Raw genomic sequence first — 18,249 nt, forward strand, 5'->3', positions numbered from 1 at the left:
CCGGGCCTCACCATGGCCCTGACGGTATCCGTCGCCCAGAGCCCTCACCCCGGCCCTCTCCCAGAGGGAGAGGGAGCCGGAGCGTTCAGTGCGCCGCGACGATCGCGATGCCCTTGATCTGCCCCGCGGCCTTGGTCGAGGCCGGCGCCGGATAGCGCTGCGGCCGCAGCCGGTGCAGCAGCTCGGCTTCGCGCGCACGCGCCAGCGCGAGGTTGCCGATCTTCACGTGGCCGTAGCCGCGAATCGTCATCGGCAGCGCGGCGATGTCGGCCAGCAGCTTCTGGTCGGCGGCCGCCATGTCCTGCGCCAGTTCGTCGAGCCGGGCCTCGAAGTGGGCGATCAGCTCGCGCTCCAGCCGCCGCTCCTGCGTACGGCCGAAGGGATCGAAGGGCGTGTGGCGCAGCGCCTTGCCGTGCGCGAGCACGCGCATCGCCGGCAGCATCCAGGCGCCGAAGCGGATCTTGCGCGGTGCCTGGCCGTTCTTCGGCGGTGCGAGGAAGGGCGGCGCCATGTGGAACTCGAGCTTGATCTTCTCGCCCTCGAACTGCTCCATCAGGCTGCGCTGGAAGCTGCCGTCGGTGTACAGGCGCGCCACCTCGTACTCGTCCTTGTAGCTCATGAGCTTGAGCAGGCTGCGCGCCGCGTTGCGCGTGAAGGGCAGCGAGGCATCGCCGCCGAGCGCCGATTCGCGCTGCTGCAGCGCGCGGATGCGGGTCTCGAAGCGCCGCGCCCAGGCGGCGTTCTGGTAGCCCGAGAGATGGGCCACGCCGCGCGCGACGATGGCCTCGAGGTCGTTGCCGTCGGCCGCGTGGGCGAGGTCCATCGCCGACGCGGGCTGCAGCGTGTCGCCCAGGCGCTTGAGCCCTTCGGGATCGGCCGCGGCCATGCGACCCAGCGCGAAGGCCAGGCGATTGGCGGCGACCGCCACGCCGTTGAGCTCGATGGCGCGCATCAGCGCCTCGAAGCCCAGCGGCACCAGGCCGAGCTGCCATGCGTAACCCACGGCGAGGATGTTGGCGGCCAGCGTGTCGCCGATGAACTCCTCGGCCAGCGCCTGCGCGTCGAAGGTCTTCACCTGCTCCTCGCCGGCCGCGAACTGCAGCTTCTCGAGCAGCAGGTCGATGTGCAGCTCGGCGTCGGGATTGCGCAGCGACTCGGCGACCGGGATCTCGTGCAGGTTCGCGAGGATGCGCGTGCGGCCGTGGCGCACCGCCTGCAGCGCCTCGGGCGAGGCACCGACGACGAGGTCGCAGGCCAGCACGGCATCGGCCTGCTGGGTGTCGATGCGGGCCTGGTTCAGGCGCTCGGGATGGCTGGCCATGCGCACGAAGCTCAGCACCGAGCCGCCCTTCTGCGCGAAGCCCATGAAGTCGAGCACGCTCGCGGCCTTGCCCTCGAGGTGCGCCGCCATCGCGACCAGCGCGCCCACGGTCACCACGCCGGTGCCGCCGACGCCGGTGACCAGCAGGTCGTAGGGCGCGTTGTCCCAGTCGTGGCCCGGGGGCTGCGGCAGCGCGGCGGCGCGCGCCAGCACGGCGTCCTTCTCGCGCTGCAGCGCGCCGGCCTTGCGGCGCAGCGAGGCGCCGGTCACGCCCACGAAGCTCGGGCAGAAGCCCTGGGCGCAGGAATAGTCCTTGTTGCAGTGGGTCTGGTCGATCTGGCGCTTGCGGCCCAGCGGCGTCTCGTGCGGCACCACGGCCACGCAGTTGCTCTGCACCGTGCAGTCGCCGCAGCCTTCGCACACCGCCTGGTTGATGAACAGGCGCTTGGGCGGATCGGCCAGTTCGCCCTTCTTGCGCCGGCGGCGCTTCTCGGCGGCACAGGTCTGCTCGTAGATCAGCACGGTGACGCCCGCCACCTCGCGCAGCTCGCGCTGCACCGTGTCGAGCAGGCTGCGGTCGTAGAAGCCGGTGCCGGCCGGGAAGCGGTCCTTCTGGCCGTCGTACTTGCGGATGTCGTCGCTGACCACCACCACGCGCGCCACGCCTTCCGATTCGACCTGGCGCGCGATCGCGTCGACGGAGATCACGCCGTCCACTGGCTGGCCGCCGGTCATCGCGACCGCGTCGTTGAACAGGATCTTGTAGGTCATGGTGGCCTTGGCCGCCACCGCCTGGCGGATCGCCAGGTAGCCCGAGTGGTAGTAGGTGCCGTCGCCGAGGTTCTGGAACACGTGCGGCACGCGCGTGAACTTGGAATGCGAGATCCAGTCCACGCCTTCGCCGCCCATCTGCACCAGGCCCGCGGTGCCGCGCTCCATCCAGCTGGCCATGAAGTGGCAGCCGATGCCGGCGCGCGCGGTCGAGCCCTCGGGCACCTTGGTGCTGGTGTTGTGCGGGCAGCCGGCGCAGAAGTAGGGCAGGCGCTTGACCGCATCGCTGGCGTTGGCCAGCAGGTCGGGCGGCGTGAAGTCGCGCACGCGCTCGGTCGGGCGGCCGATGCCGTCGGCGCCGCCGACGTGGCGCTCGAGCCATTCGGCCACGCGCTCGATCAGCCGCGAGGGCCGCAGTTCGCCGAGCGCCGAGATGAAGGGGCGGCCGTCGCGGTCGTGCTTGCCGACCAGCGCCGGGCGTGCGTCGGCCGGCGCGTTGTAGAACATGTCGCGCAGCTGGCTCTCGACGAAGGCGCCTTTCTCCTCGATCACCAGCACCTCGGCCAGGCCCGCGGTGAAGGCGCGCATGCGCGTCTGCTCGAGCGGGAAGCTCAGGCCCACCTTGTAGATTCGCACGCCGGCCGCGGCCAGGCGCTCGGTCGAGATCTCGAGCCGGCGCAGCACCTCCATCAGGTCGTAGTGGGCCTTGCCGCAGGTCACGATGCCGACCCGGGCCTCGGGGCTCTCGACCGCCACGCGGTCGATGCTGTTGACGCGCGCGAACGCGGCCACCGCCTCGTGCTTGTCGGCCAGCCGCGACTCGATGCGCAGCGAGGGCAGGTCGGGCCAGCGGTAGTGCAGGCCGTCGGCCGGCGCGCGGTGGCCGGTGGCTTCGCGCACGCCGTCGGCATCGAGCCAGGCGGCGCTGCGCGCGAGGATCAGGTCGAGGTCGACCGTGCTCGAGCTCTCGACCACCTCCGACAGCGCCGGCATGCCGACCCAGGTGCCCGAATAGCGCGAGAGCGCATAGCCGTAGAGCCCGAACTCCACCAGCTCGGCCACGTTGGCCGGCTGCACCACCGGCATGCCCCAGGCCGCGAAGGCCTGGTCGGACTGGTGCGGCATCGACGAGGACACGCAGCCGTGGTCGTCGCCCGCCACCACCAGCACGCCGCCGTTGGGCGAGGCGCCGTAGGCGTTGCCGTGCTTGATCGCGTCGCCCGCGCGGTCCACGCCCGGGCCCTTGCCGTACCACATGCCGAACACGGCCTCGACCTCGCGCTCGGGGTCGGACTCCACGCGCTGGGTGCCGAGCACCTGGGTGGCGGCCAGTTCCTCATTGATGGCGGGCACGAAGCGCACGCCTTCCTGCTCGAAGCGGCTGCCGGCCTTCCAGATCGCCTGGTCGACCATGCCGAGCGGCGAGCCGCGGTAGCCGCTGACGAAGCCGCGGCTGTCGAGGCCGCGCGCGGCATCGCGCTGGCGCTGCATGCACAAGAGGCGCACCAGCGCCTGCGTACCGGTGAGGAAGACCACGCCCGAGCTCGCCCAGAGGTTGTCGGCAAGCTGGTAGCCCGGACGGGCGAGGGTGGTCGTGGCGGCGGTTTCGGCGGCGCGGGTGGGGGCTGCGGCCGAAGAGAGGTCATTCGAAATCATTGCGAGATTGTTGTTCTCGCTCAGGAGGAATATTCTCTTGAATCACTACAGGGTGACCCTGGAATCAGGAATATCCATCTCGAAAATCGCCATGAACGACGAATTCATCCCTCTCGACCATCATTCGCTGCGCATCCTCGACGAACTGCAGCGCGACGCGCGCCAGACCGTGCAGCAGATCGCCGACGCGGTGGGGCTGTCGCCCACGCCGTGCTGGCGCCGCATCAAGGACATGGAGGCCAGCGGCGTGATCCGCGGCTACACGGTGATCGTCGACCGCGAGAAGGTGGGACTGAACCTCGCGGCCGTGACGGAGGTGAACCTCGACCGCCACAGCGAGGCCAAGGTGCGCGACTTCGAGCGTGCCGTGGCCGCGAGTCCACAGGTGGTGCGCTGCGCCTCGGCCACCGGGCCGGCCGACTACATCCTCACGGTGCTGGTGCCCGACATCAAGCATTACGAGCAGTTCCTGCACACCACGCTGTTCGAGCAGGCCGGCGTGACGCACGTGCGCTCGGCGATCGTGCTGCGCGAGGTCAAGGCCGACGCGCCGCTGCCGATCGACATGGCGTCGACCGCGGCGGGGCCGCGGCGCAGGGCGCGCGGCTGAAGCGGCGCGCCCAAAGAAAAAGGCCGGGGCGAACCCCGGCCTTCCGTCGTGTCTGAACGACCCGCCCGTCGAACGCCGTAGCGCTCACCGGGCGAGAGGCAATTACATGCCCATGCCGCCCATGCCACCCATGCCGCCCATGTCGGGCATGCCGCCGCCGGCAGGAGCGTCGTCCTTCGGAGCGTCAGCCACCATGGCTTCGGTCGTCAGCAGCAGCGAGGCCACCGAAGCGGCGTTCTGCAGCGCGGTGCGGGTCACCTTGGTCGGGTCCAGGATGCCCAGCTCGAGCATGTCGCCGTACGAGTCGTTGGCGGCATTGAAGCCGTAGTTGCCCTTGCCGGCCAGCACCGCGTTCACCACCACCGAGGCTTCGCCGCCGGCGTTGTTCACGATTTCGCGCAGGGGGGCTTCGATGGCCTTCAGGACCAGCTTGATGCCGGCGTCCTGGTCGGCGTTGTCGCCCTTCACGCGGTCGCCCACGGCTTGCTTGGCGCGCAGCAGGGCCACGCCACCACCGGCAACCACGCCTTCTTCCACTGCAGCGCGGGTGGCGTGCAGGGCGTCTTCGACGCGAGCCTTCTTTTCCTTCATCTCGACTTCGGTGGCAGCGCCGACCTTGATCACTGCAACGCCGCCGGCCAGCTTGGCCACGCGCTCTTGCAGCTTTTCACGGTCGTAGTCGCTGGTCGCTTCCTCGATCTGCACGCGCACTTGCTTCACGCGGGCTTCGATGTCGGCAGCAGCGCCCGAACCGTCGATGATGATGGTGTTTTCCTTGCCCACTTCGATGCGCTTGGCTTGACCCAGGTCGGCCAGCGTCACCTTCTCGAGGGTCAGGCCGACTTCTTCGGCGATGACCTTGCCGCCCGTCAGGATGGCGATGTCTTCGAGCATGGCCTTGCGGCGGTCGCCGAAGCCAGGCGCCTTGACGGCCACGACCTTCAGGATGCCGCGGATCGTGTTCACGACCAGCGTCGCCAGGGCTTCGCCCTCGACTTCTTCGGCAATGATCAGCAGCGGACGACCGGCCTTGGCGACTTGTTCCAGCGTGGGGAGCAGGTCACGGATGTTGCTGATCTTCTTGTCGAACAGCAGCACGAAGGGGTTGTCGAGCAGCGCCGATTGCTTCTCGGGGTTGTTGATGAAGTAGGGCGACAGGTAGCCGCGGTCGAATTGCATGCCTTCGACGACGTCCAGTTCGCTGTCCAGCGACTTGCCGTCTTCGACGGTGATCACGCCTTCCTTGCCGACCTTGTCCATCGCGTCGGCGATGAGCTTGCCGATGGTTTCGTCGCTGTTGGCCGAGATCGAGCCGACTTGAGCGATTTCCTTCGACGTGGTGGTGGGCTTCGAAGCCTTCTTCAGCTCTTCGACCAGGGCCGTCACGGCCTTGTCGATGCCGCGCTTCAGGTCCATCGGGTTGATGCCGGCGGCCACGTACTTGAAGCCTTCGCGAACGATGGCTTGCGCCAGCACGGTCGCGGTGGTGGTGCCGTCACCGGCGTTGTCCGAAGTCTTGGAAGCCACTTCCTTCACGAGCTGGGCGCCCATGTTCTGCAGCTTGTCCTTGAGTTCGATTTCCTTGGCGACCGACACACCGTCCTTGGTCACGGTGGGGGCGCCGAACGAGCGTTCGAGCACCACGTTGCGGCCCTTGGGGCCCAGGGTCACTTTGACCGCGTTGGCCAGGATGTTCACACCCTCGACCATGCGTGCGCGGGCTTCTCCGCCGAAGACGACGTCTTTTGCTGCCATGTTTGTTTACTCCGAATGGGATGGGTGGATTACTTCTCGACGACCGCGAACAGGTCGTCTTCCTTCATGACGAGCAGCTCGTCGCCATCGACCTTGACGGTCTGGCCGCTGTACTTGCCGAACAGGACGCGGTCGCCGACCTTCACGGTCAGGGCCGACAGGTCGCCCTTGTCATTGCGCTTGCCCGGGCCCACGGCCAGGACTTCACCCTGATCGGGCTTCTCGGCGGCGGCGTCGGGGATGACGATGCCCGAGGCAGTCTTGGTTTCGCTGTCGATACGCTTGACGATCACGCGATCGGCCAAAGGACGAAGTTTCATTGCATCTCCTGGATAAGAAACTGGGTGGTGGTTTTTTGGGCGCCCATCCTGCAGGACCGGTTGCCCGTCGACTGGAGGCGAGGCTTGTTAGCACTCAACCACAGCGAGTGCTAATCATAAGGGCAATCGCCGGGGTTTCAAGCGCCGGGGCGGGTTGCGCGGGAAGTCGGTTGCCACGATTCAATATTTCAACGATGATTGAAATATGGAAGAAGAAGCCGTCATCCGTTCCCTCATGGCCCTCGCCCAGAGCGTGCGCCTGCGCGTGTTTCGCGCGCTGGTCGTGGCCGGCCCGCAGGGCATGACGCCCGGCGCGCTGACCGAAACGCTGGGCGTTCCGGCCACGGGCCTGTCGTTCCATCTCAAGGAGCTGGGCCGTGCGGGCCTGGTGTCGCAGGAGCGGCAGGGGCGCCACCTGATCTACCGCGCCTCGTTCGACCAGATGAACGGGCTGCTGGCCTATCTGAGCGAGAACTGCTGCCAGGGGCAGCCCTGCGAAGTCGATGCGCAAGCCGCGTCCTGCGACTGCTGACGGTCGGCGCCGCATCGTTTCCTCGCCCCATGCTCACCGCCGCTCTCATCTTTCTCGCGACCCTGGTGCTCGTCATCTGGCAGCCGCGCGGCCTCGGCATCGGATGGAGCGCCGCGCTGGGCGCGCTGGTGGCCCTGGCGCTCGGCGTGGTGCATCTGCCCGACGTCGTGCGGGTCTGGCAGATCGTCTGGAATGCCACCGGGACCTTCATCGCCGTGATCGTCATCAGCCTGCTGCTCGACGAGGCCGGCTTCTTCGAATGGGCCGCGCTGCACGTCGCGCGCTGGGGCGGCGGCAGCGGCGGCCGGCTGTTCGCCTTCATCGTGCTGCTCGGCGCGGCCGTCTCGGCGCTGTTCGCCAACGACGGCGCCGCGCTGATCCTCACGCCGATCGTGATGGCCATGCTGGTGGCGCTGGGCTTCACGCCGGCCACCACCCTGGCCTTCGTGATGGCGGCCGGCTTCATCGCCGACACCGCGAGCCTGCCGCTGATCGTGTCGAACCTCGTCAACATCGTCTCGGCCGACTTCTTCGGGATCGGCTTCAACGCCTATGCGGCGGTGATGGTGCCGGTCAACCTCGCGGCGGTGGTCGCCAGCCTGCTGGCCTTGCTCCTTTATTTCCGTCGCGACATTCCCGCGCGCTACGACGCCAGCCGCTTGAAGCGCCCGGCCGATGCCATCCGCGACCCGGCCACCTTTCGCGCGGGCTGGGTCGTGCTGGTGCTGCTGCTCGTCGGCTTCTTCGGCCTCGAGCCATTGGGCGTGCCGGTCAGCGCCGTGGCGGCCGTTGGCGCGCTGCTGCTGCTGGCCGTGGCGGCCCGCGGCGAGGTCATCGCCACGCGCAAGGTGCTGCGCGGCGCGCCCTGGCAGATCGTCGTGTTCTCGCTGGGCATGTACCTGGTGGTCTACGGTCTGCGCAATGCCGGCCTGACCGAGCAGATATCGACGCTGCTCGACGTGTTCGCGCAAGGCGGTATCTGGGGCGCGGCCCTGGGCACGGGCTTCCTGGCGGCCGCGCTGTCTTCCGTGATGAACAACATGCCGACGGTGCTGATCGGCGCGCTCTCCATCGATGCCTCGGGCGCCACCGGCGTGGTGAAGGAGGCGATGGTCTACGCCAACGTCATCGGCTGCGACCTGGGCCCGAAGATCACGCCGATCGGCAGCCTCGCCACCCTGCTGTGGCTGCACGTGCTCGCGAAGAAGGGCACCACCATCGGCTGGGGCTGCTACTTCAAGGTGGGCGTCGTCATGACGGTGCCCGTGCTCGCCCTGACCCTCGCTGCGCTCGCACTGCGCCTGAGCTTCGGCTGATCTGCTTTCTCACCAGCGACATCCCTCCCTTCCATGAGCGACATCACGATCTATCACAACCCCGACTGCGGCACGTCGCGCAACGTGCTCGCGCTGATCCGCAACAGCGGCGAGGAGCCGACCGTCATCGAGTACCTCAAGCATCCGCCGAGCCGCGCAACGCTCGAGCAACTGGTCGCCGACATGGGCATCGGCGTGCGCGACCTGCTGCGCCAGAAGGGCACGCCCCACGACGAGCTCGGGCTGGCCGACGCGAAGTGGACCGATGCGGAACTGATCGGCTTCATGCTCGCGCACCCGATCCTCATCAACCGCCCGATCGTCGTCACGCCGTTGGGCACGCGCCTGTGCCGGCCATCGGAGGCCGTGCTCGACCTGCTGCCGCACGCCCAGCGCGGCGCGTTCTCGAAGGAAGACGGCGAGCCCGTCATCGAGGCGAAAGGCCAGCGTGTCGCCAAGCCCTGACCTGCCGAACCTGGATGCGGAGGCCTTCCGGCTGCCGGAGCCACGGCACCTGTGGCCCGCCGAGCGCTCGACGCATGCGCCGCGCATCCTGCTGCTCTATGGCTCGGTCCGCGAGCGTTCGTACAGTCGCCTGCTGACCGAAGAGGCCGAGCGGCTGCTGCGCGCGCTGGGCGCGCAGACCCGCGTCTTCGATCCGCGCGGCCTGCCGCTGCCCGACAGCGAACCCGAGGAGCATCCGAAGGTGCAGGAGCTGCGTGCGCTCGCGCAGTGGTCCGAAGGCATGGTCTGGTGCTCGCCGGAACGCCATGGCGCGATGACCGGCATCATGAAGGCGCAGCTCGACTGGATCCCGCTGTCGGTCGGCTCCGTGCGGCCGACGCAGGGCAAGACGCTGGCCGTGATGGAGGTCTCGGGCGGCTCGCAGTCCTTCAATGCGGTGAACCAGCTGCGCGTGCTCGGACGCTGGATGCGCATGATCACCATCCCGAACCAGTCCTCGGTCGCCAAGGCCTACCTCGAGTTCGACGAAGCCGGGCGCATGAAGCCCTCGCCGTACTACGAACGCGTGGTCGACGTCATGGAGGAACTGGTCAAGTTCACGCTGCTGACGCGCGACTGCGCCGGCCATCTGGTCGATCGCTACAGCGAGCGGCGCGAGAGCGCCGAGGCCCTGTCGCGGCGCGTGAACCTGCGAAGCATCTAGCGCCGTGCCTTGCCGGGCGCGGTCCAGCCCGACGGCAGGGCCGGCGCGCCCGCGACCAGCGCATCCCAGAGATGGCGCGACGCGTTCGTGTGATGGCGCGTGCGTGAACGCACGAGGCAGGCCTTGCGCTGCAGTTCGACGCAGTCGATCGGCACCGCGTCGTGCACCGCCAGGCTCGATGCGGCCGCGGCGTTGAGGATCGCGACCATGCCGCTCTCGCGCGCGGCCGCCACCAGGTCTTCGAGCGCATCCGATTCGAGCCGGACCTGCGGCTTGAGGCCCTGCGAGGCGAAGGCCGCGTCGAGCTCGCGGCGCATCATGTATTCGCTCGGCAGCAGCGCGAGCCTGCAGGGCGCGAGCTGCGCCAGCGTGAGACGCCGCGCGCGCCGCGGCAGGGCGCCGACGGCGACGGCCCGCTCGACGAAGCACTGCGCGATCTCGAGGTCGGCATGGGGATGCGGATCGAAGCTCACCGCGAACTCGAAGTCGCCGCGCAGCACGCCTTCCTCGAGCGCGTGCGCGGTGCGCCGCCGCAGCGCCACGGACAGCGCGGGCCAGCGCGCCTGAGCCGCGCGCATCACCGGCACCACCCAGCAGGCGCCGTAGGACTGCACGAGTCCCACGCGCACCAGGCCCGAGATGGTGTCGGCCCGCTCGGGCACTTCGCGCAAGGCCGACTGCAGTTCGAGCAGGCTGCCCGCGATGCGGCGTTCGAGTTCGTGCCCCGACAGCGTGGGGACCGCGCGGCCGCCGGTGCGGTCGAACAGCGGCACGCCCAGCACCTGTTCGAGCAGCGCGATCTGTTCCGACAACGCGGGCTGCGAGATCGAGCATTCGCGCGCCGCCTCGTTGAAGCTGGGCGCGCGCATCGCGGCGCTGAAGTAGCGCAGCTGCCGCAGCGAAACGAGCTCGAGGGGATCGCGTGCGCGCTGGGCGCGGCTGCTGGGGCGTGCGGTCATGGCGATCGGATTATCCGATGGGGTGTGCCGAAAAATGCGATTTGCCGCGGCCGGCGCATGCTCTGAAACTGCTTCCCAACACGAGACATCAGGAAGCACCGATTCATGCAGCGACGAAATTTCCTCCAGGCCAGCGCGGCCCTTGCGATCCCCGGCCTTGCCGGCGCATCGCACGCACAGGCCTTTCCCTCCAAGCCGATCCGCATCGTCTGCCCGTACCCGGCCGGCGCCACCACCGACGCGATCTCGCGCCTGATGGCGCATGCGCTGCAGACGGAGAGCGGCGCCACGGTGCTCGTGGACAACCGCGGCGGCGCGGGCGGCAACATCGGCACCGAAGCCGTGGCGCGCGGCGAGGCCGACGGCCACACGCTGCTGCTCGCCGCGCTCGGCCCGATGGCGGCGAATGCGGCGCTCTATCCCAAGCTCAACTACGACGCGGCCAAGGACTTCGCGCCGCTGGCCTGGGCCGCGTCGGTGCCGCTGGTGATGGTGGCGCATCCCTCGTTCCCCGCGCCGAACCTGCGCGCGGCGCTCGAGGTGCTGCGCAAGGCGCCGGGCCGCTACTCCTACGCCTCGGCGGGCAACGGCACGCCGCAGCACCTGGCGGCCGAGCTCTTCAAGCGCGAGGCGCAGGTGTCGATCCTGCACGTGCCGTACCGTGGCTCGGCGCCGGCGCTCAACGATCTGATGGGCGGCACCGTGCAACTGCTGTTCGAGGCCACGCCGGCGGTGCTGCAGCACATCGTGTCGGGCCGGCTCAAGGCGCTCGCCGTGACCAGCCCCGCGCGCATCCCCGCGCTGCCCGAGGTCCCGACGCTCAAGGAGAGCGGCGTCGATGCGCAGATCGGCGGCTGGTACGGCTTCGTTGCGCCCACGGCCACGCCGAGCGAACGCCAGGCCTGGCTGGTCGAGCACATGGGCCGCGCGCTGGCGCAGAAGAACACGCGCGACAAGCTCGCGGAACTGGGATCGATCGCCGTCGACAGCTCGCCGCAGTCCTTCGCGCGGATGATGGCCGGCGAGCGCATCCGCTGGCAGCAACTGATCCGCGAGGCCGGCATCAAGCTGGATTGAGGTCGCGCGCCATGCCCCACATCGTTGTCGAGGCATCGCCTCTTCTGCTCGCGGCCATCGATTGGCCGCGGACCCTGCGGACGCTGCACCGCGCGCTCGCGGACAGCGGATCGGCCGCGCTCGGCGATCTGAAATCGCGCGTGCAACCCATCGTGGCCGAGCTCTGCGGCGACGAGCCCGGCGCGCAGCAACTGATCGCCACGCTGGTGCTCACGAATCCGCGTGCGAGCGAGGTGAGCCAGCGGATGGCCGACACCGCGTTCACGGTGCTGTCCCGCGCGGTCGAGGCACTGTCGCCCGGCCAGTGGGTTCAGTGCTGCGTGTTCCTGCGCGAGCACCCCAAGGCGAACTACTGGAAGCAGCAGTGGAACCCGCCGTCGAACCCCCACCATCCATGAAAGGGATCCTCCAGATGAACGCCAACCCCTCCATCGGCAGCCTCGAGCGCCGCAACATCCTGCGCGGCGGCGCGGGCACGGTGGCGGCCGCCGCGCTGTCCGGCCTCGCGGCTGGCCAAGCGCGGGCCCAGGCGCGGCCGAAGGCCGCCGCCACGGCCGGCACCGGCCGCCACTGGCCGAACGGTGCGCGGCTCGTGATCTCGGTGTCGATGCAGTTCGAGTCGGGCGCGCAGAGCGAGCACGAGAACGGCTCGCCGTTTCCGCCGATGGATGCGAAGTACCCGGACCTGCCGGCGCGCACCTGGTTCGAATACGGCGTGCGCGAAGGCATCCCGCGGCTGCTCGACCTGTGGGACCGGCATGGCGTGAAGGTGACTTCGCACATGACCGGCCAGGCCGTGGAGCGCAACCCGCAGCTCGCGCGCGAGATCGTGCAGCGCGGCCACGAAGCCGCCGCGCATGGCCAGACCTGGACCCCGCACTGGGACATTTCGCCCGAGCAGGAGCGCGCCTCCTACCAGGCCAACATCGATGCGCTACTGAAGGCCACCGGCACCCGTCCCGCGGGCTACAACGCGTTCTGGCTGCGCGGCACGCCACGCACGCTCGGCATCCTGCAGGAACTGGGCTTCACGTACCACATCGACGACCTCTCGGCCGACGAGCCGATGACCACGCAGGTCAACGGCAAGCCCTTCGCGGTCGTGCCCTACACGCTGCGCATGAACGACATCGCCCGCTTCGGCGCGGAGGGGCCGCTCACGGCCGCGGCCTTCGGCCAGGAGCTCAAGGACGAGTTCGACCAGCTCTATGCCGAGGCGGCCGGCCGCCGGCGGATGATGTCGATCTCCACCCACGACCGCATCGGCGGCACGCCCGCGCGCGTGAAGGCGCTGGGCGAGTTCCTGGCCTATGCGAACAAGCACCCGGGCGTGGCCTTCGAACGCAAGGACCGGATCGCGCAGTGGGCACTGTCGATGTCGGGCGTGCCGAGCCGCACCTACTGAGCGGGAGCCCCGGCTCAGGGACTGAAGAGGAGCAGCCCGAAGATCGCGAACAGCGCCAGGTGCATCCAGCCCTGGACCGCCGAGGTCTTCTGGCCGTTGAAGCTCAGCATGCCCAGCGCCACGGTGGCGATGTAGAGCACCGTCTCCATGTTCGAGATGCCCATGATCACCTGCTTGCCGGTCACGAGGCCGATCACGAGCACGGCCGGCACCGTCAGTCCCACGGTGGAGACGAAGGCACCGAGGCACAGGTTGATGGCGCGCTGCATCTCGTTGTTCATCGCGGCCTTCACGGCCGTGATGGACTCGGGCGTGAACACGATGATGGCGATCAGGACACCGCCCAGGGCGGTGGGCGCGCCCGCCGCCGCGATGCCGTAGTCGGTGACCACCGCGAGATGGTGGGCGAGCAGCACGATCGGCAGGATCAGCGCGATCAGCAGGGCCGAGCGCAGCACGAGGAACTTCGTGTCCGTCCGCGCGGGCTGGGGCAGCAGGCCGACGGCATGGCGGGCCAGGTCGGCATCGAGGCCCGGTGCGGGCTCCATGTAGAGCTTGCGATGGCTTCGCATCTGCAGGCCGAGGAAGGCCGCGTAGACCACGGCCGTGACCGCCGTGATGCCGATGGCCTGGAAGGTCGTGAACTCGCCCGCGCCGCTCAGGTACTTCGGCAGCACCAGCGCGATGCTGGCGAGCAGCACCACCATCGACAGGTACGAGGCGGTGCCCTGCGCGTTGTAGGCCTGATGGCCGTTGCGGCCGTAGCCCGCGATCAGGCACAGGCCCATCACGAGGTTCATGATGATCATCATGACGGCGAAGATCGAGTCGCGGCCGATGGTGGGGAAGTCGCCCGGCCCCAGCAGCACGGAGGCGATCAGCACCACCTCGATCAGCACGATCGACAGCGTGAGGATCAGGGTGCCGTAGGGCTCGCCCAGCGCATGCGCGAGATGGTCGGCCTCCTTCACCACGCCGAAGGACGCGGCCAGGATCGTGACGAACAGCCCGGCGAACGCGATGCCCGCCGTGACCGGTGTCATCGAGGGGCCGAGCCAGCCGGCGCCGAAGACGGTGAACGCGCCGACGACGGCCCAGGCGGCGATCAGCAGCAGCCAGGTCGACGGCGGAACGGAAGGTCGGAGGGCAGCGCCCGGAGGCGGCAGTTTGCGAGGAGTGACCATGGTTGAACTTCAGCAGAAGCGCAGGGTCGTCCCCGAACGGTGATCGCGTCTTGGAGTCGTCCCCAAAGGCGAGCGCGGCAGGCGCGCTGGAGGCACTCTATCACAGGCAACACCGGGTGAAAGGTGCACCGTCCGCGGCCCAACGCCATCAAGTTGCGTTGCCGAGCGCAGGCTGCACCAGGGTGGCCATGAGGCCGTCCAGGCTCTTCTCGACGCGTTCCATGTCGAGCTTCGGCTCGCGCACCGCGCGAATCAACAGGCCCTCGACGAAGCATTCGAGCGTGAGGACTCTGATCCCGATCTCCTGCTCGCCCAAGGCCGCGCCGGACTTGCCGAGGAGGTCGCTCAGCCAGGCCGCCAGCGATGTCCTGGCTTCTCCGTCCACCTTGGTGATCTGCTGCGCGATCGCTTCGTTGCGCGTGCTCTCGGCGCTCATCTCGAGGATCAGCGTGGCGCTCGGCACGTCGGGATCGCCCGCCAGCCAGCGGCGCAGGTATTCGCAGATGCGCGTGGTCACGACCTTCGGCGGCAGGCCCACCAGGTTCACCCCGTTGCCGGTGCTGATCTGCTGGTGCATGAGCGCGAGAACGATCTCTTCCTTGCTCGCGAAGTAGCGATAGATCAGCCCCGGGCTCATCTGCGCCGCTTCGCTGATGCGGGCGATGGTGCCCGCATGCAGCCCGTCCTCGATGAAGCACTCCCTGGCGGCCTTCAGGATCCTCTGTCGCTGCGACTCCGCCCGCAGTTCGCTCTTGGGGGACGAGCGCTTGGTCGTGCTATTCACTCGGGAATTCCTTGAGGGTGGTGTTGCATGAGAGGGTGGCGTCGACGTTCATGAAAGTCTTGAAAGTATAAACATTCATTCATGTTGTGAGGGGTGCCGGCCGCTGACAAGGGGGATTGGCGCCATTCCCAGCACCGGACCAAGCCATCTTTCACGAAGAGGGACGTTGCCGACAATTTGATGACGCAGAAGCAAAGTATCGAGAACTAGTTCCGGTTTTTCGCGTGAATGTTGTTGCTTTCCCCTAGGAATCGGGCGGACTGGGCCCTCCAGAAAGAGCCAGTAGGTTAACCTAAGAAAAAATGAATATTCACTCTCTTCAATGCAACAGATTCTGTCTGTTCAGCATGCGTCGAAAGGATTCAAGTGGTACAGGAAACAGGGATGAAGCAAGCGGGCGGTGCGCATGATGAAAGTTCATCGCGCAACCGCATTCTTTCGGTGGCGGCCACGTGCTTCGCGCAGCGTGGCATCCGGGCCGTATCGATGGTCTGCATCTGCGATGCGGCCGAAACGAGTCCTGACGAGATTCGTCGCCACTTCGCGACCAAGGACGACATCGTGCTGGCCTTGCTCGACCGTCTGCAGGGGCTGGGGCTCGGCAGCCTGACGGAGCTCACCCCCGAGGCCGTGGCGGACTTCGTTTGCGACCGGATGCGCTGCTGGCGCGCCACCGGCGCGGCGAACGCGGCATTCATGCTGGAAGCGGTCGCGGAGGGCACACGCCGGGCACGCGTGGCCGGCGCCAACGCGCAGGCCGTGATTCGCGAACGCCAGGCGCTCGTCGCCCTGTTGCAGGCCCGCCTGCGCCAGGCCAACCGCTCCTTGCCCGAGGCGGAGATTCGCGGCCGGGTGTTTGCGTTGCAATGCTTCGTCGAAGGCGTGGTGCTGCGCGCGTCGCGCGAGCCTGACATGGACCTCGATGTGGTCCGCGAAAGCGTCCGGCGCTTCGTGGCCGAGCTGGTCCCGAGCTCCGAATCGGCGGCGCCGGCGCCTGGAGCGTACGCATGAGCCCGACCACGAACGCCGGGCTCTCGAACCCGGGATCCATCTCCTCGCTGGCGCTGGTCTTCGGCGACGACCGCAACCGAGGTGCGTTGCGCGATGCGCTCGATTCGCAGGGGTTCGCCTCGGCGGCCTTCGATTCGGTGCAGAACCTGTGGGATTCGCTGTCCTCGGGCCGCCGCTACGACGCGCTGATCGCCTGCGCCGACAAGGCGTGGAGCCCGCGGCGCTGGGTCAACCTGCGCAGCATGGTGAAGCTGCCGATCCTCGTGGTCGTCTCGCGCGATGCCCTGGAGCTCGCGTCCACCTTCGACGACGAATCGATCAACGGCGAACGGATCGAGTTCGCCACGGCGCCGGTGGACGGTGCCGAGCTGGCCATGCGCCTGCGGCTGCTGCACTCGCGCAGGAACGGCACCAACGCGCCGCCGGTCGAGGAAGACCTGATCTGGGGCAGCTTCCATTTCAAGCGGCAGGCGCGCGTGGTGCTGGTCGATGGCGTGGAAGTCCGCCTGCAGCCACGCGAGTTCGAGGTGGCGCTGATCCTGTTCCAGAACCTCGGCAAGGTCATCGGCCGCGCGGAGATCGAAGCGCAGCTCTTCGACCGGCCCGCCAGTCCCGGTTCGCGGGTGCTCGACGTGCACGTGACCCGCGTGCGAAGAAAGCTTTCGCTGGGGCCGGAGAAGGGGGTGAGGCTGTTGACGATCTATGGGGTCGGCTACCGCCTGGTGGCCCTGAATCCCCCCTCGGAAGCGCGGTCAGGGTGACGGTATTGGTGTTTTGCAGACGCAGGAGACAGTATGTTTTGGCAGGGTTCCATCTCTCGTGGCTTTCATGGCGGTCATGCGCGCGCGTTGTCGCGCAAAGCCGAAATGCCCCAGAGCGACGAATGGAGTGTTTCGAGGCACCGCATCGAGATGGACTCCGAAGAAGAGCGCTGCGCTGAGCAGCCATTGCAGATTGCGCTGCTGGGCGACGATACGGCACAGGCCGAGGCGCTCGCCAGCTTGCTCGTGGACCTCGGCTATTCGATTCGCACCATGGCGCTCGACGTTCATTCCGTCGAGAAGGACGACACGGGAAATGCCGGCCTGTTCGTCCTCGACCTGCACCGTTTCTCCGCCGAGAAGGCCTGCCTGTTGATCGAGCGTATCCGTGCGCGGGTCGGTGTCTTGCCTCCCGTTCTGCTTCTGAGCACGGAACTCCGTGAAGACGTCATCGCCACCCTGTATGCGGCCGGTGTCGACGATGTCCTGCCGAGGCCCGCGCATCGCTCCGTGTTCGCGGCGCGCATCCAGGCGCTGGCCCGGCGCGCCTATCCGCACCTCGAGCTCCCCAGCGATGTATTGCGCGTGGGTGTCTATGCCATCGACCTTCCCGCCCGTCATCTCTGCCTGTACGGCCAGCCGGTCAAGTTGTCGCGTCGGGAGTTCGATCTGGCGCTGTATCTGTTCCGCAATGTCGGCAAGCTCGTCACGCGAACCATGCTCGAAAAGGCCATCTGGGGCCGGGAACTCGGTATCGATTCCAAAACGCTCGACACGCATATCTACCGATTGCGCGTCAAGCTGAAATTGCAGCCTGAGAACGGGGCGCAATTGGCAAGCGTCTATGCGCAGGGATTCCGACTGGTGCGTGTCGTGACATCGAGTGGCGATCGATCGCAGTCCGAATTGCCAGTCATACCTTAGTTGCAATATTGAACAATTGTCAAAGTTCAATTTTTGACGTGTTTTTCCTGAATAGACTTCGCTCCGCCATCTCGGCACTGGTCTCTTAATCTATCAATCTAATTCCCTAGGAAATACAAATGAATCAATTCACGGTCGCAAAGATCGTCGCTGTCGCCGCGTTGGGTGTCGCCGCCCAGAGCGCTTTCGCGATCGATGGCACTGTCAACTTCAAAGGCAAGATCATCGAGGCGCCTTGCTCCATCGCTGGCGAGAGCAAGAACCAGAACGTGGAACTGGGCACCATTTCCACCGCCTACATGGCCACCGCGGACGGCACCAAGTCCACGCCGGTGCCCTTCGTGATCAAGCTGATGAACTGCGGCGAAACGGCCACCGGCGCCACGGTGACGTTCAGCGGACCGCCCCATGCCGACAACTCCGCGTATCTGGCCGTCGGCCTGGGCGAAACCGACCCGGCGGTCGGCGTCGGCATCGAAGTGCTCGACTCCGCCGGCAGCCAGATCGCGAACAACGCGGCGTCCGCCAACTACAGCCTGGGCAAGGGCGACTTCTCGCTGCAGTTCAAGGCTGGCTACGTGACGACCAAGAAGGACACCGTCAAGAGCGGTTCGGCCAACGCCGTCGCGAACTTCACGATCGCCTACAAGTAAATCCGGAACCCGTTCGGCGGCAGCCGGATGGGATGTTCCAAC

The 18,249-nt window shown here is 67.7% G+C and carries 18 protein-coding genes; 12 read left to right on the top strand and 6 right to left on the bottom strand.

The genetic code is table 11. The features are described from left to right. Nucleotides 1-85: 85 nt before the first annotated feature. Nucleotides 86-3,748 (bottom strand): indolepyruvate ferredoxin oxidoreductase family protein, encoded by a 3,663-nt coding sequence (locus tag AC07PU_RS28115; RefSeq protein ID WP_495321700.1) that lies wholly within the window; start codon nt 3,746-3,748, stop codon nt 86-88. 91 nt (nt 3,749-3,839) lie between these two features. Here AC07PU_RS28115 and AC07PU_RS28120 point away from each other — a divergent pair, with 91 nt between their 5' ends. Further along, entirely contained in the window at nt 3,840-4,358 is a 519-nt protein-coding gene (locus AC07PU_RS28120; protein WP_057597712.1) for an Lrp/AsnC family transcriptional regulator, read from the top strand. Nucleotides 4,359-4,460: 102 nt separating this feature from the next. Here the strand turns inward: AC07PU_RS28120 and groL are convergent, their stop codons facing one another. Then, a complete protein-coding gene (groL, locus tag AC07PU_RS28125; protein WP_057597713.1) occupies nt 4,461-6,113 on the bottom strand; it encodes a chaperonin GroEL in 1,653 nt (550 codons plus the stop codon). A 29-nt stretch (nt 6,114-6,142) separates the two neighbouring features. Next, a complete protein-coding gene (locus AC07PU_RS28130; protein WP_057597714.1) occupies nt 6,143-6,433 on the bottom strand; it encodes a co-chaperone GroES in 291 nt (96 codons plus the stop codon). A gap of 205 nt (nt 6,434-6,638) precedes the next feature. Between AC07PU_RS28130 and AC07PU_RS28135 the strand changes: the two genes are divergently transcribed. From AC07PU_RS28135 to arsH, 4 genes are read left to right on the top strand one after another with little or no spacing between them, the layout of a single operon-like run. Next, nucleotides 6,639-6,965 carry an ArsR/SmtB family transcription factor gene (locus AC07PU_RS28135; protein ID WP_495321701.1) on the top strand — a complete coding sequence of 109 codons (327 nt, stop codon included), beginning with the start codon at nt 6,639-6,641 and terminating at the stop codon, nt 6,963-6,965. A 29-nt stretch (nt 6,966-6,994) separates the two neighbouring features. Then, on the top strand, nt 6,995-8,281 hold the full coding sequence (locus tag AC07PU_RS28140) for an arsenic transporter (protein ID WP_495321702.1): 1,287 nt from the start codon (nt 6,995-6,997) through the stop codon (nt 8,279-8,281). A 33-nt stretch (nt 8,282-8,314) separates the two neighbouring features. Further along, nucleotides 8,315-8,746, top strand: coding sequence for an arsenate reductase (glutaredoxin) (gene arsC, locus AC07PU_RS28145; protein WP_495321703.1), 432 nt, complete (start codon nt 8,315-8,317; stop codon nt 8,744-8,746). Beyond that, entirely contained in the window at nt 8,730-9,449 is a 720-nt protein-coding gene (gene arsH, locus AC07PU_RS28150) for an arsenical resistance protein ArsH (protein ID WP_495321704.1), read from the top strand. Before arsC ends, arsH begins: the two co-directional genes overlap by 17 nt. On the opposite strand, the gene AC07PU_RS28155 is transcribed toward arsH, so the two are convergent. Next, complete coding sequence (locus tag AC07PU_RS28155) at nt 9,446-10,408, bottom strand: LysR family transcriptional regulator (RefSeq protein WP_296783158.1); 963 nt, start codon at nt 10,406-10,408, stop codon at nt 9,446-9,448. The genes arsH and AC07PU_RS28155 overlap by 4 nt on opposite strands. Nucleotides 10,409-10,513: 105 nt before the next feature. Between AC07PU_RS28155 and AC07PU_RS28160 the strand changes: the two genes are divergently transcribed. From AC07PU_RS28160 to AC07PU_RS28170, 3 genes are read left to right on the top strand one after another with little or no spacing between them, the layout of a single operon-like run. Beyond that, the gene (locus AC07PU_RS28160; RefSeq protein WP_495321705.1) at nt 10,514-11,485 is read left to right on the top strand and encodes a Bug family tripartite tricarboxylate transporter substrate binding protein; all 972 of its coding nucleotides are present in this window, start codon (nt 10,514-10,516) and stop codon (nt 11,483-11,485) included. A gap of 11 nt (nt 11,486-11,496) precedes the next feature. After that, on the top strand, nt 11,497-11,883 hold the full coding sequence (locus AC07PU_RS28165) for a 5-carboxymethyl-2-hydroxymuconate Delta-isomerase (RefSeq protein ID WP_495321706.1): 387 nt from the start codon (nt 11,497-11,499) through the stop codon (nt 11,881-11,883). Nucleotides 11,884-11,897: 14 nt separating this feature from the next. Next, the gene (locus AC07PU_RS28170) at nt 11,898-12,890 is read left to right on the top strand and encodes a polysaccharide deacetylase family protein (RefSeq protein WP_495321707.1); all 993 of its coding nucleotides are present in this window, start codon (nt 11,898-11,900) and stop codon (nt 12,888-12,890) included. Between the two features lie 14 nt (nt 12,891-12,904). Here AC07PU_RS28170 and AC07PU_RS28175 read toward each other — a convergent pair whose 3' ends face one another. After that, nucleotides 12,905-14,074 (bottom strand): calcium:cation antiporter, encoded by a 1,170-nt coding sequence (locus AC07PU_RS28175; RefSeq protein ID WP_495321708.1) that lies wholly within the window; start codon nt 14,072-14,074, stop codon nt 12,905-12,907. Nucleotides 14,075-14,222: 148 nt separating this feature from the next. Then, the gene (locus AC07PU_RS28180) at nt 14,223-14,858 is read right to left on the bottom strand and encodes a TetR/AcrR family transcriptional regulator (RefSeq protein WP_296783146.1); all 636 of its coding nucleotides are present in this window, start codon (nt 14,856-14,858) and stop codon (nt 14,223-14,225) included. Nucleotides 14,859-15,242: 384 nt separating this feature from the next. Between AC07PU_RS28180 and AC07PU_RS28185 the strand changes: the two genes are divergently transcribed. From AC07PU_RS28185 to AC07PU_RS28200, 4 genes are all read left to right on the top strand, one after another. Then, a complete protein-coding gene (locus AC07PU_RS28185) occupies nt 15,243-15,869 on the top strand; it encodes a TetR/AcrR family transcriptional regulator (RefSeq protein ID WP_495321709.1) in 627 nt (208 codons plus the stop codon). Next, nucleotides 15,866-16,630 (top strand): winged helix-turn-helix transcriptional regulator, encoded by a 765-nt coding sequence (locus AC07PU_RS28190; RefSeq protein WP_093352100.1) that lies wholly within the window; start codon nt 15,866-15,868, stop codon nt 16,628-16,630. The genes AC07PU_RS28185 and AC07PU_RS28190 overlap by 4 nt, the downstream gene beginning before the upstream one ends. 150 nt (nt 16,631-16,780) lie before the next feature. Beyond that, nucleotides 16,781-17,554 (top strand): response regulator transcription factor, encoded by a 774-nt coding sequence (locus AC07PU_RS28195; RefSeq protein ID WP_296783139.1) that lies wholly within the window; start codon nt 16,781-16,783, stop codon nt 17,552-17,554. 119 nt (nt 17,555-17,673) lie between these two features. After that, nucleotides 17,674-18,207, top strand: a complete 534-nt coding sequence (locus AC07PU_RS28200) for a fimbrial protein (RefSeq protein ID WP_296783135.1) — start codon at nt 17,674-17,676, stop codon at nt 18,205-18,207. Nucleotides 18,208-18,249 lie beyond the last annotated feature (42 nt).

The organism is Variovorax sp. GW821-FHT10D07, assembly GCF_059415325.1.